The organism is Thalassotalea litorea (assembly GCF_043642205.1).
Taxonomy (GTDB): domain Bacteria; phylum Pseudomonadota; class Gammaproteobacteria; order Enterobacterales; family Alteromonadaceae; genus Thalassotalea_A; species Thalassotalea_A litorea.
Genome location: NZ_JBHZSG010000010.1, coordinates 88,428 through 105,168, shown reverse-complemented (window position 1 = coordinate 105,168; position 16,741 = coordinate 88,428). Strand labels below are relative to the sequence as shown.

Below are 16,741 nucleotides of genomic sequence, written 5' to 3'. Positions count from 1 at the left end.
TATCAATAAAATCTATGTTGTAACTGAACCTCTGCCCTAACTCTGAGTTGTGCACAAACTTAGTGTGATTGGTATTACATTAGGCCAGTCTGGCACCGTTGGGCACTGAACCATCGGGCACTGCAAGACAAACCTGGCCGTGTTGATTATAAAACCCGGTCACCAGGCACTCCGACATAAATGGACCGATTTGTTTGTCAGGAAAATTGATAACGGCAACCACCTGCTTACCAATCAATTCCTCGATGGTATAAAGCTCAGTAATTTGCGCACTTGATTTTTTAGTTCCATGCTCGCCAAAGTCGAGGGTAAGTTTATACGCTGGTTTGTGTGCCTGCGGAAACGCTTCAGCCGCGATGACCGTGCCGACACATAATTGAACTTTGCTAAAGTCCTGCCATTGTATTTGTTCCATAACGCCTCTTAAAATGTGGTGTTACCTGAATCGATTATCGTGAAAAATAATCATCCAAAAAGCGATCAAAATCGACCGTATCCGCTGCTTCAATTTGTGCCTGTTCAAGCAACGACTTAGCGGCTAATTGCCGCAGATAATCGTCGTCAAATACCTGATATTGCCATTGTTCCAATTCGCGTTGATATTTTTCACTATGGAGCAACGACCAACCAATAATACCACGCCCTTTCGTTAATAAGTCGTTTAAAATCTGACCTGACGGTGTCAGTTCAGGTTGTAATATTTTTTGGTATTCAGCCGCGACTACCTGACTATATGTCTCGGTTTGATATGCCTGGTCCAGTAACTTGGCGACGCCTCTAAGCTCGGTGAAAATTTCCTGTCCCCATTGTGGGATTGATTTACTCACCCCATGGTCATCTAACACTAGCTTAGGATCTCGCCCGGCAAGAATGACCTTATCGGTGTTATCGTCCGCGACGTTAAACTCTTCCGGCGTCATCGCTGGCGATTCCTTAAAATAGAGAAATGTCAGTAAAACGTCCATAAAGTACATTTGCTCGCGACTAATGCCAGTACTGACGTAAGGATTGACATCCATCGCACGAACTTCAACATACTGAACACCACCCTCGGCCAAAGCTTCGGACGGTTTTTGTCCGGATTTGGTCACCCGTTTGGGGCGAATTGGCGCATACAATTCGTTTTCTATTTGTAATATATTTGCATTCAACTGCTGATAACTACCCTGCTCTTTTACCCCAATAGACGCAAATTTTTCAGACGGTAAGTTGATTGCTTTTTGCACGCTTTTCACGTAACTGTCGATATCATTATAACAAATATTTAAGGTCGATTGTTCTGAGTTGGTATAACCTAAATCACTCATTCTTAACGACGTCGCATATTCTAAATATAAACAACCACTGGGCGCTTTTTTAAAATCGAAGTTATGGGCTCTGCCTTGCAAAAAGGTTGGGCACAACGCTGGCGAACTGCCAAACAAATAAGGGATCAACCAACCATATCGCTTGTAGTTACGAATCAGCGAGAAATAACGGTCTGAGATAAAATCCTGTAGCGGCGTTTCATCGCCTAATATGGCCTGTGTTTTTTGATGGAATGCATCGCTAAAGCTGAAGTTAAAATGGATACCGGAAATTACCTGCATCATTGACCCGTAGCGATTTTTTAATCCCTGACGATAAACCGTTTTCATTTTGCCGATATTGGACGTGCCATAATGCGCAATTTTAATATCATCTTCGTTTTCAACCACACAAGGCATACTCATCGGCCAAAAGTGATCGCCATTGATATTGGCAAGCGTAAACTTTTGAATATCTTTTAATTGTGCAATTGACTCGTCAATGGATTGGCTTACCGGTGTAATAAACTCCAATAAGCTTTCTGAGTAATCCGTGGTGATCAAAGGATTGGTCAACGCCGAGCCCAGGGCAGGATTATGGGACTGAGCCGATAAATGGCCATCCGCTTTTATTCGTAAGGTCTCTCGCTCAAGGCCTCGATTAATGCCCGCCAATGTCGATAAATTAGAAGGTTTTGAAAATTCAGCAATAAAATCAGAGATAGAAAAAGTCAATTTTGCTCCAAAACTCGCATCACGGGCGAACTTAGTTTTGCACCACTTCACGGCAATTTGCTTATTATGTGGGGGAAGATATTGATTTTACAACGACTATCTATACAAAAATAAGCGAATAACGGATTTTTCCTACCCCAAAAATAGCCTAATTTTAGCTATAAACCAATGTATCTATTGGGGAGACACGATAATTAGCCTTATAATTCAATCGACGTTAAATAGCATCTGTAGGAACGGTTATCGAATCATTAGCTCCACCCTTGTTTGAAAACGACGATTTTATCGTAGTTAGTAAACCTTCAGGCATTAATTTTCACGATGAAGAAAACATAGGACAAGGTTTTTTTAATCGATATAAAGCCATTTACCATGAGCTTTACCCCGTGCACCGCCTCGATAAAATGACTTCTGGAATATTAGTCATGGCCAGAACTGCAGACGCTGCCCGACAGCTATCGCATCAGTTTGCCAATCAGCAAGTAAGTAAAATATATATCGCATTGGCACTTGGTAAGCCTAAAAAGAAACAAGGCTGGGTAAAAGGCGATATGGTCAAATCTCGCCGAGGAACTTACAAATTGCTGCGTTCTCATGAAAACCCTGCGATCACTCAATTTGAATCCTATTCATTAGCACCAGGATTGAGATTGTATAAGCTAATGCCTAAAACCGGCAAAACCCATCAATTACGCGTGGCAATGAACAGTTTAGGTACCGCGATTTTAGGCGATCCCAGTTACCACGCAGGACATGTTGATAATGCGGCTGCCGATAGAGGTTATTTGCATGCGCTGCAAATCTCATTCGAGTTTGCCAAAGAACATTTTCAATTCACCGATGCAACGCTAAAAGACGATGGTAAGTTATTTGCCGACTATCAAGACGAAATTACACACCTGATATCGAAAAGCTAGCAATGTGCTGGCATATTTCCACAACTTAAACGTAAGCTTCCTGGGTAAGTAAAGAGACACTCTTAACGCATTTCAACATCGCGTCAGTTAATAATGGGTGTCTTGATAGTTTTGATGGTTTTGATGGTTTTGATGGTTTTGATGGTTTTGATGGTTTTGATGGTTTTGATAGCGTACGAGTATAACGTGAAAGGGTTGAACAGGAATTAAACCGTTAAGAAATTAACGCTACAGTCAGGCCTGCAGCGCTAATCTATTGTTAAAAATAATTACAAAGAGTTTAAGAAAACGGTTGCGATCCCAATCGGGCAAACAAACTTGGTATACCAGGGCCAGATCTTCCAGAAAAACGAATGTTCAATGGTGTCATTGCCTAGCTTAAGCTCTTCTAAAATGGAACTACGATGCCATATCCAGCCGACAAAAATACAGCACAACATTGCAATAATGGGCTGTCCGTACTGGGTAGATAAGGTAGCGATAAAATCTAACCCGGTGTCGATGTTAAATACAATGGCGACACTGATACACAAGATCACCAAACCGATAATTGTGGTAGCTTTAGAGCGAGGTACGTTATGGCGTTCGACGGTATAAGATACCGGGCCTTCGAGCATTGATATCGATGATGTAAGTGCCGCAATGCTCATTAGAATAAAGAATGCTAACCCAATAAAGGTTCCCACCAGCCCCATATCTTCAAACAATTTAGGCAAGACATCGAACACCATTCCCGGGCCCGAAATCAAGCTGCCGTCTGCGGCGAATATCGCCACGCCCTGCGCCTGAGCAACATACATCGCCGGAATAATAAGTAAGCCTGCCAAAAAGGCAATGCTAACGTCAATTAAGGTAACCTGTGCACCAAGACTCACCAGGTTTTCCTTTTTGGAAATGTATGAACCATAGATGATCATCACACTGGTACCCAGTGATAAAGAGAAGAATGCCTGCCCCATCGCGCTAACAATCAAAGAAGGATTTTTCAATTGTTCGATATCAGGATTGAGATAAGCATTTAATCCCTCCATCGCCCCATCTAATGTCAGCACATAAATGATCAGCAAAATCAGTAGACCAAGCATCATTGGCATCAATCGCTTAGACCACTTCTCAATACCGTTTTCAACCCCTTTACGAATGATAAATACCGTTAGTACCATAAACGCGACGGTAAACAGCAGGTTGCGTTCGAGACTATTGGCGATTACCCATTCGGCCACAGAGTTAAGACCAACGATACTGGCAGCACTCTCGATGGCGTAAGACATCATCCATCCAGCAATAATGCCGTAGAAGCTTAAAATAAGTGCCGCGCAGATAATGCCACCAAAACCTACCACAAACCCGAAGTATTTTTGCCAGGGACGGGAAGACATTTTCTGCAACGACGTCACAGCATTGGCCTGGCCATAGCGACCAATCAATAGCTCTGCCATAAATGCGGGATAGGCCAAACAAAACGCTAAGACAAGATACACCAATACAAAGGCGGCGCCGCCATTTGAAGCTGTCTGGGTTGGAAACCCCCAAATATTGCCTAAACCAACAGCGGAACCTGCCGCTGCCATAATAAAACCGAGTCGTGAACTAAATTCACCGCGTGACGATGCCATATTTATTCTTCTTTATTTGTTGTAATCAATTTTTAGCCCCACAACCTTGTGCGGATATGGCTTGGCAATATAAAACGCGGTGTTCGTCCATTGCAAGCTTTAGCAGGTAAAAATACCAGGTGTTTATCTGAACCAAAAGGTCAGATGCTATCTATGAGCATATCGTTAACATGGATATGCGCATAGATATTTTATTCATGTTTAGTCACGAAAGTTGTTGAATTGAAAAGACTGTTCAAGCTCCGCTTCGCGAACCAGGCGCATAACAGCCTGTAAATCATCACGTTTTTTACCCGTCACCCGAACTTGCTCGCCTTGGATACTTGCCTGAACCTTTAACTTACTATCCTTGATAAGTTTGATCACCTTTTTCGCGACAGGCTGTTCAATGCCTTCTTTAAAGGTCAGGATTTGCTGGTACGTTTTTCCGGTATGCTCTTCTGCACCAACGCTCATCGCTTTCGCGTCTACGTTGCGTTTTGATAATTGCACCCGCAATAGATCGCGCAACTGTTTCAACTGAAAATCACCTTCGGCCTTAATTTTCACCGTAGGTTTGACAAATTCAATGGATGCTTCAACACCACGAAAGTCAAAACGCGTGCTCAACTCACGGCTGGCGTTATCAACGGCATTCCGCACTTCTTCAATATTAATTTCTGAAACAATGTCCATGGATGGCATAACAAACCCTCTTTACCATTAACAATTACAATGGGCTAAGACTATCAAACAGCCTGTTGGCAATGCAATTAATTCTCTTTTTTAGCCCTGATATGTTAGGATTTTAGAAGCATTCCGTCTTACTTAGTAACGAAATCGAACGAAAAATGTTCGACGCCAAAACGATACCAATATATAGGTTAATCCATTGTCATTTTCAGCCGTTTTTGCCACCGTCGCTTTCGTCCTTGCCTGCGCAATATCCTACCTTTTTTGGTTTGATGGCGTATCCGAACTCCATCGTACCCATTTGCTCGACAAAGCAGCTCACTTCCTGGTGTTTTTTCTATTGAACGGTGCGCTTTATGCCCTTTGCCGAATCCCACAACGGGTGCTTTTGCCTGGCCTTATCTGTTACGCCGCTTTAACTGAAATCGGTCAGTGGCTGTTAGGCTTCCGTGCCGCGCAGTGGGGTGATTTTTATGCCGACGTAACCGGCTGTCTGGTGTTCACTATGCTCTACTTCCTGTTTGTAAAATTGGGCCAATTGAACACAAACAAGGTTTTAACAAAGTTGATGGCGGCCAAGGAGGATAGCCAATAATGAAGATTGTTGTCATTGGCGCAGGGGCAATGGGTTGTCTATTACATCAAAAATTACGATCGCAACATTCCGTCTGGGTTTTACCAAAGCCTGACGCAGATACTCGTAAGTTGACAAAACACTACAGATTTACTCGCTTAACTGGTGATAACGAACAAATACCATTGAGCTATATCCGGGTCGAGCAAATCGGTGATGCGGACTTAATTGTTTGTGCGTTAAAAGCCTACCAAATGGCGCAGGCGATTCGCTATATCAGCCCCTATTTAAAAGCAAACTGCCCTTTGATTTTACTCCACAATGGCATGGGCGTATTACAACAAATTCGTGACAACTTAACGCCGAATCAAGCCATTGGACTCATGCTCAGTACTCAGGGGGCACGTCGCCTAAGTCCAGAGCACGTGCAACATACGGGGCAAGGCCAGTGGCAATTGGGAAATTATCAAAACTTAACATCGAAAAATAGCGCCGTGCAATTGCTGATCGATCAGCTTGATAATTGTACCTGGTTTGAGGAAATTCGAACCATGCAATGGACGAAACTGGCGATAAACAGTGTGATCAATCCACTGACGGCTATTCACAACGTATTAAATGGTCAATTAGCCGCGCCTCAATATCAGGCGGTGATCGCCAGGTTAATTGATGAAGTGGTAACCCAAGCCAGATTTGCAAATATTGCATTGGATAACGACAACCTAACGCAGATCGTATTTCAGGTTATCGAACAAACGGGGATGAATAGCTCTTCCATGCGCGAAGACATTCTTGCGGGTCGTGCAAGTGAGGTGGATTATATTAATGGGTATCTTGTAAAGTGCGCAACGGCATCGAATACCCTTGCGCCGGAGAATCAGCGATGTGTAACGCAAATCAAATCGTTAGAGCAGCAAACAACACCGCCCTAGTTTGCCAATATTGCTGTCAACTTGGGCGTTAGCGAAGCCTTGATTTTGTCAATCTCCCCCGCTTGATAGGGTTTTAAGGGTAACTGTCCCCAAATAGGCTTGGGCCAAACGGGATCCTTTTTAAAACGCACAATATGATGGACGTGCAATTGCGGGGTCACGTTTCCTAACGCCGCGACATTCATTTTATCGCCGTTAAACTCTTGCATTAACAACTCACTAACCATACTTGATTCATTGATGAATTGCTGTAAGTCCTGCCAGTCGAGCTGATGTAAATCACTTATTTCTTCGCGTCTTGGCACCATAATAAACCAAGGATACTGACTATCGTTACAAAGCAATAGCTCACACAAAGGTAGAGAGGCGATAACGACACAGTCCCGCTGCAAATCCGGGTGTAAGGTAAATTGTTGATTGTCACTCATAGTCATTCCAATTCCTGTTCTGGTTTATTTGCGTTTATTTTTTCTACCGCGGCCACGTGCCTTTTTGCGGGCTTCTCGCTCTTCTTCCCGCTGTTGCTGTAGCTGGGTAAAATAACGTTCTTCTTTTTCCACCATTTGCGGCGTTTCAAAGGTCACAGGTCCCAAGGTTTTATCACGGATCTCATTCACTAAAATTTGCGATGCTTTGTGAAAGTCCACATGACCACCAGCACGAACACAGCCTCGCTTGCGCCCCATCTCTTCGAGAAACTCAACTTCCTGTTCTGGCAAGGGGTCGATGTTATAGCGCTCGATTAAACGACCCGGGTAAGCCTGTAATAAATATTCAGCAGCAAAACAGGCAATTTCATCGTGATCAAAGGCAGTATCTTTTACTGCCCCGGATACCGCCAGACGATAGCCACTGTTCTCATTTGCGATTTTCGGCCATAACATGCCGGGGGTGTCATACAAGTAAATGCCATCATCCAGACGAATTCTTTGCTGGGCCTTAGTGACTGCTGGCTCATTGCCAACTTTGGCTTTCGCTTTGCCAACCAACGTATTTAACAAAGTGGATTTACCGACATTGGGAATGCCCATGATCATGGCATTGATTTGCTTACCGGTTTCATCTTTGTTTGGCACAAGCTTGCGAATAAGGGTAGCAATCTGCTTGGCGCCGGACGGCTCTTCAGTGGTCAACGCCAGAGCTTTAACATTGTGTTGAGACTGGAAGTAATCAAGCCAAACCTGAGTTAACTCAGGATCCGCCAGGTCGGCTTTGTTAAGGATTTTGATCAGAGGTTTTTCACCGCGTATGCTGGTGATCATCGGGTTTTCGCTGCTAAATGGTAAACGCGCGTCACAAACTTCAATCACCACATCGATTTGATGGATGATTTCCTTGATCTCTTTTTGGGCCTTATGCATGTGCCCGGGGAACCAGTTTATTGCCATAAATTTGGGTCTAGAAGAAAAGCGCCATATTAACAGATATTTACCAAAAAAGCCCAAAACTAACGACGCTGGGCAGCGTTAGTACATTATCAAGGTTGGAAACAGACTACCTAAATAATGAGCGAAGGAATCCAACGACGGTCATCAGTACGCCACCACCGACGGCGCCACCAGCGACACTGCCGATGACACCAGAGAGATCCATGCCGCTGTCGCCAACCAGAGAGATCCCCAACATAGAAAGCAATTGCCCCCCTAATCCGCCGCCAAGTATTCCCAGAATTGAATTACCTAACGTCCCCAGGGAAACGTTTTGAAAAATAGTACCTGCCAGATTACCGCCAATGGCACCACTGATTAATTGAATGATTAACGGGATTAATTCCATACAATTTCCACTCCGCAATTACACATCACACCATCAAGATGCGAAAGACGCCGTTAAGTATATATCAGATACATTTTGCCGACATTGCGCACCGGTTGACAGGTAGCTATCCTGATATGACCCAACCCGGCGCTTAAAGTTTTTTGGTATAACCTTTCGGGGGCGGCGTCCACCCCCTTTCCGTCGCGCTGTGTTTATCCAATCGATCTCGTCCCATTGCGGTCTTTATTGCTTGTTCCAGGCGAATAAACAATTGTTGATAGTCCGTACCGTATTGCTCTTGAGTGCTTTTTTGCCACTTCTCATACAAGGCATCAGAAGCATCCTGTTCAACCTGTTCAAATATAGCTTTTTTATGCTCAACGAAAAACGGATGTAAGCCTGCTGTGCGCATCGCCTCGGCGCCTAATTCCAAAGCCGAGTGATATGTTTCATTAATGGTAAAGTCGGCGCCCGCCTGACGTAATGCGTAGCTATGGCCTTTATCAAATGAGCGCGCCAGAACGTTAAGGTGGGGGTGGGATTTTTTTATATGTCGCGTTAAAGCCACCGCTCCTTCCTTGTTATCAATAGCAACGACAAACATCATTGCATCATCTATCCCAGCGGTATGTAGCAGCTCCGGTCTAGTCGCATCGCCAAAATAACTTTTCATCTCGATCTTGCGCATATTTTCAATTTGTCCGGCTTCATGGTCCAACAATATGGTTTTAATGCCATTGGCCACCAGTAAACGATTGACGATTTGGCCAAACCGTCCAGCCCCGGCAATGAGCACGGTTCCGTAATCATCGATTTCATCAAATTTTTGTTGATTTTTAGTTTGCTGGTAACGAGGCAAGATGACTTTATCAAAGACGATAAACAACACTGGAGTCAAAAACATGGATAATGCTACGATGAGTTGTAAAATTGCCGCCAGTTCGGTGGAAATAACGTGCTGTGTGACACTAAAACTAAGCAGCACAAATCCAAATTCACCGGCTTGGGCAAGACTCAGAGCAAAAAGCCAGCGATCACTATCCTTTATTTTGAAAATCATCGCCAACAGCCACAATACACCAGCCTTCGATAGCATCACGACTAGGGTCAAACCGACAATCATACCGATATTTTCAGTAAAAATGCCAAAGTTGATCCCAGCCCCAACCGTGATAAAAAACAAGCCGAGAAGCAAGCCTTTGAAAGGTTCGATATTCGATTCCAGCTCATGCTTAAATTCACTATTGGCCAACACCACACCCGCCAAAAAGGTTCCTAAAGCCGGCGACAGGCCAACCAACGACATTAAGGCAGCAATCCCAACCACCAACACTAATGCTGTGGCCACAAAAATTTCCCGCAAATGAGAGCTGGCGACATAATGAAATAGCGGACGACAGAGGTAATGTCCCGTTACAATCACGCCAAGGATACTACCAAGAATTGCCAGCGCATAACCCCAGTTTGGCAATCCGGCGACGAGACTTAATTCCTGATGATGCTCGGTTGCCGACTGCATCGAAGCCGCGGCTGAAGCGATATCGCCAACGGCTAACATCGGAATAAATGCCAGCATCGGGATCACGGCGATATCCTGCATCAGCAATACCGAAAACGCATTTTGTCCGCCCTGAGTTTTCGTTAGTCCTTTCTCAGAAAAGGTTTGTAATACAATCGCTGTGGAGGATAGTGAAAAGATCAGGCCGACAACCAATGCCGTTTGCCAGGGTTGAATAAAGACCATGGCGATCAGCGTAATTAGTGCACTCGTTAATACAACCTGCAGACCACCAAGACCCAGTAACCGGTGGCGCATTTGCCAAAGCATTTTTGGCTCAAGCTCAAGCCCCACCAAAAATAACATCATCACCACACCAAATTCAGCAAAGTGCTGAATCGTTACGGTTTCGTCACCGACTAAGCCCGTTACAGGGCCGATAATCACACCGGCAATCAGATAACCTAACACAGAACCCAGACCTAACTTTTTGGCTAGTGGCACGGCAATCACGGCTGCTATCAAATAAATGAAAGCCTGAATAAAATACACTGTCACGGTTGGTCCCCCAAATCCCGATCACCTTGCAGATCGCGATTGTCTTCACCTGCAACAAGCTTGTTGTCTTCTCGGGCACCCAGCGCGCTCTCAAGCAAGTAATCATTTAGCGTAGGAAAATGATTTGCCTGGTCAACATCCACCTCGCCATCATGCAGTTGTTGCAACGCCAAAGACCATTTACTTATGTGCTGTTGCAGCCGATTGTCATCCGCTGCGGTGCGACTGCCAAATAATACAAGAGGCGGCAAATAACACATACCAGTCATATTGGCGGTTTGTTCAAGGGGGCGAAAGAGTTCTTTAACCGTAAAATTGTTGTGCCCACCTTGACGATAGGCATCAAAACTTCCCCCGGCGGTAACGGCACACAAAAACCACTTACCTTGCAAGGCGTTGCCTTCTTGCCCGTAAGCAAAACCATATTCAAGCACGAGATCCTGCCATTCTTTTAAAATCGCGGGGGTGGAATACCAATAGATGGGAAATTGAAAAATCACAACGTCATGGGATGTTAAGCGTTGTTGCTCTTTATCAATATCAATGTTTAGGCGGGGGTATTCAGCGTATAAATCTACGGTCGTGACAAAATCCATTTCATGGGCCGCTTCAAATATCGGCGCGTTGGCTTCTGAGCGATGTTGAGATGGGTGAGCAAAAAGCACAAGGATCTTGTTTTGGCGCATCTTAGTAAAACAATGTTCGAATAACCGTTGAATCTACTAAGAATAGACCGGATTTTCTTTAAGCATAAAAAAACGGGAACCTATCGGTCCCCGTTTATCTTTATTCAAACAACTGATTATTCCGCCAGTGGTCGCATATGCGGGAACAGAATGACATCTTTTATGCTCGGCGAGTCCGTAAACAACATCACCAAACGGTCGATACCAATACCTTCACCGGCGGTTGGCGGCAGACCATATTCTAATGCGGTAATGTAGTCTTCATCAAAATGCATGGCTTCGTCGTCACCAGCATCTTTCTCTTCGACCTGTTTTCTAAAGCGCGCGGCCTGATCTTCGGCATCGTTAAGCTCAGAGAAGCCATTGGCCAGTTCACGACCACCGACAAAGAATTCAAAACGATCCGTTATAAACGCATTATCATCATTACGACGAGCAAGTGGCGAAACTTCCCACGGGTACTCGGTGATAAAGGTAGGCTGATCTAATTTGTGCTCTGCCACTTCTTCAAAGATTTCGCACAAATATTTACCTGCACCCCAGACGTTTTCACCAGCGGGCTCTTTAACGCCGACTTGGCGAGCAATCGCTTTTAGATCGTCAAAACGTCCTTCTGGGTCACGAATAACGTCAGCATCTAAATGTGGCGCATGGGTCAGGATAGCATCCATCATCGACAAACGAACAAATGGCTTACCAAAGTCATAGAACTTCTCTTCAACCACCTCACCTTCTGCATTTTTTACGGTATTGCGAATAACCGTGGTACCCATCACATCTTCGGCCAGGGTGCGCAACATTTCTTCAGTCAGATTCATCAAATCTTCATAGGTAGCATACGCCTGATAGAATTCAATCATGGTAAATTCCGGATTGTGACGGGTCGATAAACCTTCATTACGGAAGTTACGGTTGATTTCGAATACGCGTTCAAAACCACCGACGACCAAACGCTTCAAGTAAAGCTCTGGAGCAATACGTAAAAACATTTCAATATCCAGGGCGTTATGGAATGTTTCAAAAGGTTTCGCCGTTGCACCACCTGGAATGGTCTGCAGCATTGGCGTTTCCACTTCCATATAGTTGCGCTCGGTTAAAAACTTACGAATGCCATTGACGATTTTTGAACGAACCTGAAACGTGTCCCGGGTTTCCTGATTGATGATCAGATCGACATAACGCTGACGGTACTTAGTTTCCTGATCCGACAAACCGTGGAATTTTTCAGGTAGTGGACGCAATGACTTGGTCAATAGCGCGTACTCTTCCATATTGACGTATAAATCGCCTTTCCCAGATTTATGCAACTTTCCTTTAACACCAACGATATCGCCGATATCCAACATACCCCAGCGTTGTTTTATATCTTTTTGTACGGTTTTGTCAGCATAGGCCTGAATACGACCTGACATATCCTGCAAGACCAGGAACGGGCCTCGTTTGGCCATAATTCGGCCAGCTACCGCATATTCCAGTTCCGCTTGCTCCAGGGCTTCCTTATCCATATCACCATGGGCCGCCTGAATATCCGCCGCATAATGCTCACGGTCGAAGTCATTGGGGTGTCCGTTGGCAGGACAGTTATCGCGAATCGCCGTCAATTTGGCGCGACGCTCGGCAATCAATTTGTTTTCGTCTTTGGCAATTTCAGTCATTGTCACATCTCAGTTACAGGCCAGACTTCAGGCTGGCTTCAATAAATTGGTCTAATCCACCGTCGAGTACCGCTTGTGTGTTACGGCTTTCTACCCCGGTGCGTAAATCTTTAATCCGACTATCGTCCAGTACATAGGAACGAATCTGGCTGCCCCAGCCAATGTCCGATTTCCCTTCTTCCAGAACCTGTTTATCTTCGTTTTGTTTTTGAATTTCCAACTCGTACAATTTCGCTTTCAACAATTTCATCGCCTGAGCTTTGTTTTTATGTTGAGAACGATCACTTTGACACTGAACCACGGTCCCGGTTGGTTCGTGTGTAATTCGAATCGCAGAATCGGTTTTGTTGACGTGCTGACCACCGGCTCCCGATGCGCGGAAAGTATCAATGCGTAGGTCGGCAGGATTGATATCGATTTCAATGCTATCGTCAATTTCCGGATAAATAAATGCCGACGCAAACGAGGTGTGGCGACGGGCGTTGGAATCAAACGGTGATTTACGAACCAGTCGATGGACACCCGTTTCCGTGCGCAACCAACCATAGGCATATTCACCGCTAAATTTCAGGGTACAACCCTTGATTCCGGCAACGTCGCCATCGGTCTCTTCGATAACGTCCGCTTTAAATCCGTGGGCTTCGCCCCAACGCAAGTACATCCGCATCAACATACTCGCCCAATCCTGAGCTTCGGTACCACCGGAGCCGGCCTGAATATCCAGATAACAATCGTTGCCATCTTGCGGACCGGAAAACATACGGCGAAATTCAAGTTTGGCTAACTGGGCTTCCAGCTCAACCACTTCAGCTTCGGCATCATTGAAGGTTTCTTCATCGTCTTCTTCAACCGCCAGCTCGACAAGGCCTTCGACATCTTCGCAACCGGTAACCATATCATTGATGGTTTTTACCACGAGCTCTAAGGATGAGCGTTCTTTGCCCAGCGCTTGCGCCCGCTCGGGTTCGTTCCAGACATCAGGCAGTTCAAGTTCGCGATTTACTTCGACCAGGCGTTCAGATTTGTGATCGTAGTCAAAGGTACCCCCGAAGCAAATCGGTGCGTTCGCGGATATCTTTTAATTTGTTTAATATCGGATTGGTTTCAAACATTGCTAATTAAAAATTTCTCATAATCGGTATCTAGCAAAATAGTCGGGCATTGTAGCGCATCACAAGATCGGAATATACCGCTAAGGCGGGTTAATCCTTAAAAAATAGCAGAAAATTTAACCTCTGGATACGCGCCAATACCCGTTAACCAGAACCCGGCTCTAAATGTTCGACCATGAGTTGCAGATTGCGTTTCCCACGAAACTCGTTGATATCAAGTTTATACGCCATGTGGACAAACCGAATGTTATCATCCGGCCAAATTTCAGGATCAATATTGAACGCGATGGCATCGAATACCTGATCCTCACACCGCACCACCATTTTCAGGTGTTTGCCGGAAAGTAAGCGTTGTTGCACCAACTCAAAGGTGTTATCAAACACCGGCTCTGGAAAGTTTTGCCCCCAGGGCCCAGCTTGTTCAATCTGCACACATTGCTGTTCATTCATTTGTGATAACGTTAACGGACCATCGGAAAGCACACAGTTTTCCAACATTTCCTGTGTTAGCCAGGAATGAGCCAACTGATCAAATAAACGCTGAAATTTACTAAAATCAGCTTCGCCTATCGATAAACCGGCTGCCATTGCATGCCCGCCGAATTTCACGATTAACCCCGGGTGTTGAGAATCTATATGTTCAAGCAAATCACGAATATGCAAACCTGGAATTGAACGTGCCGAACCTTTAATTTCGCCATCATTGCCACCCGCAAATACCACCGTCGGTCGATGATATTTTTCTTTAATACGGCCTGCCACAATGCCAATCACGCCTTGATGCCAGTCATCCCGATACAAAGCTATGCCAGAAGGCAGTGATGCACCACTGAAATCCAGTTTTGTTAATACCCGTTCCGCTTCTTGTTGCATTCCCTGTTCAATTTCACGTCTGGCTTTATTTAAATGATCAAGCTCCATGGCAATAACCCGTGCCTGATTGACATCTCGTGCCAGTAAACACTGAATACCGAGGGCCATATCATCGAGTCGTCCAGCAGCATTTAAACGTGGCCCCAAGGCAAAACCAAAGTCACTGGCCTGAATGCGTTGCGGGTCTTTTTTGGCAACTTCAAACAGTGCCTGGATACCCGGGCGGGTGTAACCTGAACGAATGCGTTTGATCCCCTGAGACACCAGAATCCGGTTGTTGTGATCTAAGCTCACGACATCGGCCACGGTTCCCAGAGCAACGAGATCTAAAAGTTGCGCCAAATTAGGTTCACCCAACCCCTGTTGTTTTAACCAGTTTGCTTCGCGCATCACTTTGCGTAAGGCCAACAACAAATAAAACGCGACGCCAACACCGGCTATCGATTTACTGGGGAATTTGCAATCGAGTTGATTGGGGTTAACGATGGCATCGGCATCGGGTAAGGATTCACCGGGCAAATGGTGGTCGGTAACAATAACTTGCGCGCCTCCGGCTTTCGCCGCCGCGACCCCTTGCAAGCAACTGATGCCGTTGTCCACCGTAATTACCAATTGCGCTCCTTTCGCCAGCGCGAGCTCTGCAATTTCTGGCGTTAATCCATAGCCATATTCAAAGCGATTTGGCACCAGGTAATCATGGTTTTGACTGCCAAGCAGTGCCATGCCCTCCATCATCACTGCAGTACTGGTTGCACCATCGGCATCAAAATCCCCAACGACAACAATGCGTTTGCCGGTATCAATGGCCTTAAACAGAATCTCTGCCGCTCTGAATAGATCTTTCATTAAGGCAGGGCTGTGTAAGGTCTTTAAGTCCATATCCAGCTCTTGCTCGCTTTGCACACCACGGCTTAGATAGAGGGATTTAACTAATGGGTCGAGAGGAAAACTGAAATCAGCATTGACGGGTTCTGGGCGACGACGAATCGTTTTTGGCATGGCTTAGACGTGATTTAAACAAGGGTAAAAGCAGAATACCATGGAATACGATTTGAGTTAATGCGTATTCCAGGGTAGGTCTAAACAGGATGAGGTAAGTGGCTTATCCAGCTTTGGCAGTTGGTATACTGCGCAACAGTTGTTGCATTTGCTGTGGAGATTTATAGCCAGGTACCATAATGCCATCTTCTAGCATAATTGCCGGGGTACCGTTGACACCAACTTTACGACCAAACTCATATTGTTCAGCAACCGGTTCAGCACAAACTTTCTGTTGTACCTGTGCACCGCCTTTTGCATTGGTCATTGCTTGTTGTTGGTCATTGCTACACCATACTGAGCGGATATCGATAAAAGACTGGCTTCCAATACCGCCTCTGGGAAACGCTAAATAACGCACGGTAATGCCCAGGTCATTAAACTCATCCATTTGTTGATGCAATTTACGGCAATAACCACAGGTCAAATCGGTAAAGACGGTGATTTGATACTGCTCTTCTTTCGCAGGAAAAACGATCATCGAATCTTCAAATTCGTTCATACCATCAATACGAACTTTCGCCAGTGACGATTCGGTTAGATTCTCGATTTGGGCACCGCCAATATCATAAACCTTACCCTGAATCAGATAATTACCATCAACACTGGTATAAAAAATTCCCTGATCGGTAATCACTTCTACCAACCCATCCATTGGCGATACCTTGACAGTATCTGCGTTAAGACCCAATTTAGCCATGCGAGCTTTGATGGTCTTTAGTTGCTCAACGGACAATTCCTGAGCACTTGCAATATTGGCGAGCATGGCGGTCGTTAGTGCAAAAACAATAATCGCAATTTTGTGCCCGGCACGAGTTAACAAATTCATAT

The 16,741-nt window shown here is 45.1% G+C and carries 16 protein-coding genes; 3 read left to right on the top strand and 13 right to left on the bottom strand.

Going from position 1 to position 16,741, the window contains the following annotated elements; genetic code table 11:
* Positions 1-79: 79 nt before the first annotated feature.
* Complete coding sequence (locus ACHUFQ_RS07410) at positions 80-415, bottom strand: tRNA-binding protein (protein ID WP_394174386.1); 336 nt, start codon at positions 413-415, stop codon at positions 80-82.
* A gap of 34 nt (positions 416-449) precedes the next feature.
* Positions 450-2,021: a glutamate--cysteine ligase gene (gene gshA / locus ACHUFQ_RS07405; RefSeq protein WP_394174384.1), complete on the bottom strand. Its 1,572-nt coding sequence runs from the start codon at positions 2,019-2,021 to the stop codon at positions 450-452.
* Between the two features lie 263 nt (positions 2,022-2,284).
* Here gshA and ACHUFQ_RS07400 point away from each other — a divergent pair, with 263 nt between their 5' ends.
* Complete coding sequence (locus ACHUFQ_RS07400; RefSeq protein ID WP_394174382.1) at positions 2,285-2,938, top strand: pseudouridine synthase; 654 nt, start codon at positions 2,285-2,287, stop codon at positions 2,936-2,938.
* A gap of 269 nt (positions 2,939-3,207) precedes the next feature.
* Here the strand turns inward: ACHUFQ_RS07400 and ACHUFQ_RS07395 are convergent, their stop codons facing one another.
* Together ACHUFQ_RS07395 and ACHUFQ_RS07390 are read right to left on the bottom strand one after the other, a co-directional pair.
* The gene (locus tag ACHUFQ_RS07395; protein ID WP_394174381.1) at positions 3,208-4,554 is read right to left on the bottom strand and encodes a sodium-dependent transporter; all 1,347 of its coding nucleotides are present in this window, start codon (positions 4,552-4,554) and stop codon (positions 3,208-3,210) included.
* 201 nt (positions 4,555-4,755) lie between these two features.
* A complete protein-coding gene (locus ACHUFQ_RS07390) occupies positions 4,756-5,238 on the bottom strand; it encodes a YajQ family cyclic di-GMP-binding protein (RefSeq protein ID WP_394174379.1) in 483 nt (160 codons plus the stop codon).
* Between the two features lie 187 nt (positions 5,239-5,425).
* Between ACHUFQ_RS07390 and ACHUFQ_RS07385 the strand changes: the two genes are divergently transcribed.
* The gene (locus ACHUFQ_RS07385; RefSeq protein WP_394174377.1) at positions 5,426-5,821 is read left to right on the top strand and encodes a VanZ family protein; all 396 of its coding nucleotides are present in this window, start codon (positions 5,426-5,428) and stop codon (positions 5,819-5,821) included.
* Positions 5,821-6,732, top strand: a complete 912-nt coding sequence (locus ACHUFQ_RS07380) for a ketopantoate reductase family protein (protein WP_394174375.1) — start codon at positions 5,821-5,823, stop codon at positions 6,730-6,732. Before ACHUFQ_RS07385 ends, ACHUFQ_RS07380 begins: the two co-directional genes overlap by 1 nt.
* On the opposite strand, the gene ACHUFQ_RS07375 is transcribed toward ACHUFQ_RS07380, so the two are convergent.
* The 9 genes from ACHUFQ_RS07375 to dsbC form a co-directional block, all read right to left on the bottom strand.
* Complete coding sequence (locus tag ACHUFQ_RS07375) at positions 6,729-7,160, bottom strand: HIT domain-containing protein (RefSeq protein ID WP_394174373.1); 432 nt, start codon at positions 7,158-7,160, stop codon at positions 6,729-6,731. The two genes, ACHUFQ_RS07380 and ACHUFQ_RS07375, sit on opposite strands and share 4 nt — an antisense overlap.
* A gap of 24 nt (positions 7,161-7,184) precedes the next feature.
* Positions 7,185-8,120 carry a ribosome biogenesis GTPase YlqF gene (gene ylqF / locus ACHUFQ_RS07370; protein ID WP_394174372.1) on the bottom strand — a complete coding sequence of 312 codons (936 nt, stop codon included), beginning with the start codon at positions 8,118-8,120 and terminating at the stop codon, positions 7,185-7,187.
* Between the two features lie 106 nt (positions 8,121-8,226).
* Positions 8,227-8,508 carry a hypothetical protein gene (locus ACHUFQ_RS07365; RefSeq protein WP_394174370.1) on the bottom strand — a complete coding sequence of 94 codons (282 nt, stop codon included), beginning with the start codon at positions 8,506-8,508 and terminating at the stop codon, positions 8,227-8,229.
* Between the two features lie 133 nt (positions 8,509-8,641).
* Positions 8,642-10,546 carry a monovalent cation:proton antiporter-2 (CPA2) family protein gene (locus ACHUFQ_RS07360; RefSeq protein WP_394174368.1) on the bottom strand — a complete coding sequence of 635 codons (1,905 nt, stop codon included), beginning with the start codon at positions 10,544-10,546 and terminating at the stop codon, positions 8,642-8,644.
* Positions 10,543-11,232: an NAD(P)H-dependent oxidoreductase gene (locus ACHUFQ_RS07355; protein WP_394174366.1), complete on the bottom strand. Its 690-nt coding sequence runs from the start codon at positions 11,230-11,232 to the stop codon at positions 10,543-10,545. Before ACHUFQ_RS07355 ends, ACHUFQ_RS07360 begins: the two co-directional genes overlap by 4 nt.
* A gap of 116 nt (positions 11,233-11,348) precedes the next feature.
* A complete protein-coding gene (gene lysS / locus ACHUFQ_RS07350) occupies positions 11,349-12,887 on the bottom strand; it encodes a lysine--tRNA ligase (protein WP_394174364.1) in 1,539 nt (512 codons plus the stop codon).
* A 13-nt stretch (positions 12,888-12,900) separates the two neighbouring features.
* Positions 12,901-13,999, bottom strand: a protein-coding gene (gene prfB / locus ACHUFQ_RS07345; protein WP_394174362.1) for a peptide chain release factor 2 whose coding sequence is annotated in 2 segments (ribosomal slippage) — positions 12,901-13,923 and positions 13,925-13,999 — 1,098 coding nt in all. Because the reading frame shifts where the segments join, the coding sequence is not laid out codon by codon here.
* A 144-nt stretch (positions 14,000-14,143) separates the two neighbouring features.
* Positions 14,144-15,871, bottom strand: a complete 1,728-nt coding sequence (gene recJ, locus ACHUFQ_RS07340) for a single-stranded-DNA-specific exonuclease RecJ (protein WP_394174360.1) — start codon at positions 15,869-15,871, stop codon at positions 14,144-14,146.
* 103 nt (positions 15,872-15,974) lie between these two features.
* Positions 15,975-16,739 carry a bifunctional protein-disulfide isomerase/oxidoreductase DsbC gene (dsbC, locus tag ACHUFQ_RS07335; RefSeq protein WP_394174358.1) on the bottom strand — a complete coding sequence of 255 codons (765 nt, stop codon included), beginning with the start codon at positions 16,737-16,739 and terminating at the stop codon, positions 15,975-15,977.
* Positions 16,740-16,741: the final 2 nt, after the last annotated feature.

Excerpts from the sequence above, each read along its gene's own strand:
- ACHUFQ_RS07410 (WP_394174386.1), bottom strand. The coding sequence starts at position 415 with ATGGAACAAATACAATGGCAGGACTTTAGCAAAGTTCAATTATGTGTC.
- ACHUFQ_RS07395 (WP_394174381.1), bottom strand. The coding sequence starts at position 4,554 with ATGGCATCGTCACGCGGTGAATTTAGTTCACGACTCGGTTTTATTATG.
- ACHUFQ_RS07390 (WP_394174379.1), bottom strand. The coding sequence starts at position 5,238 with ATGCCATCCATGGACATTGTTTCAGAAATTAATATTGAAGAAGTGCGG.
- ACHUFQ_RS07380 (WP_394174375.1), top strand. The coding sequence starts at position 5,821 with ATGAAGATTGTTGTCATTGGCGCAGGGGCAATGGGTTGTCTATTACAT.
- ACHUFQ_RS07375 (WP_394174373.1), bottom strand. The coding sequence starts at position 7,160 with ATGAGTGACAATCAACAATTTACCTTACACCCGGATTTGCAGCGGGAC.
- ylqF (WP_394174372.1), bottom strand. The coding sequence starts at position 8,120 with ATGGCAATAAACTGGTTCCCCGGGCACATGCATAAGGCCCAAAAAGAG.
- ACHUFQ_RS07365 (WP_394174370.1), bottom strand. The coding sequence starts at position 8,508 with ATGGAATTAATCCCGTTAATCATTCAATTAATCAGTGGTGCCATTGGC.
- ACHUFQ_RS07355 (WP_394174366.1), bottom strand. The coding sequence starts at position 11,232 with ATGCGCCAAAACAAGATCCTTGTGCTTTTTGCTCACCCATCTCAACAT.
- lysS (WP_394174364.1), bottom strand. The coding sequence starts at position 12,887 with ATGACTGAAATTGCCAAAGACGAAAACAAATTGATTGCCGAGCGTCGC.
- recJ (WP_394174360.1), bottom strand. The coding sequence starts at position 15,871 with ATGCCAAAAACGATTCGTCGTCGCCCAGAACCCGTCAATGCTGATTTC.
- dsbC (WP_394174358.1), bottom strand. The coding sequence starts at position 16,739 with ATGAATTTGTTAACTCGTGCCGGGCACAAAATTGCGATTATTGTTTTT.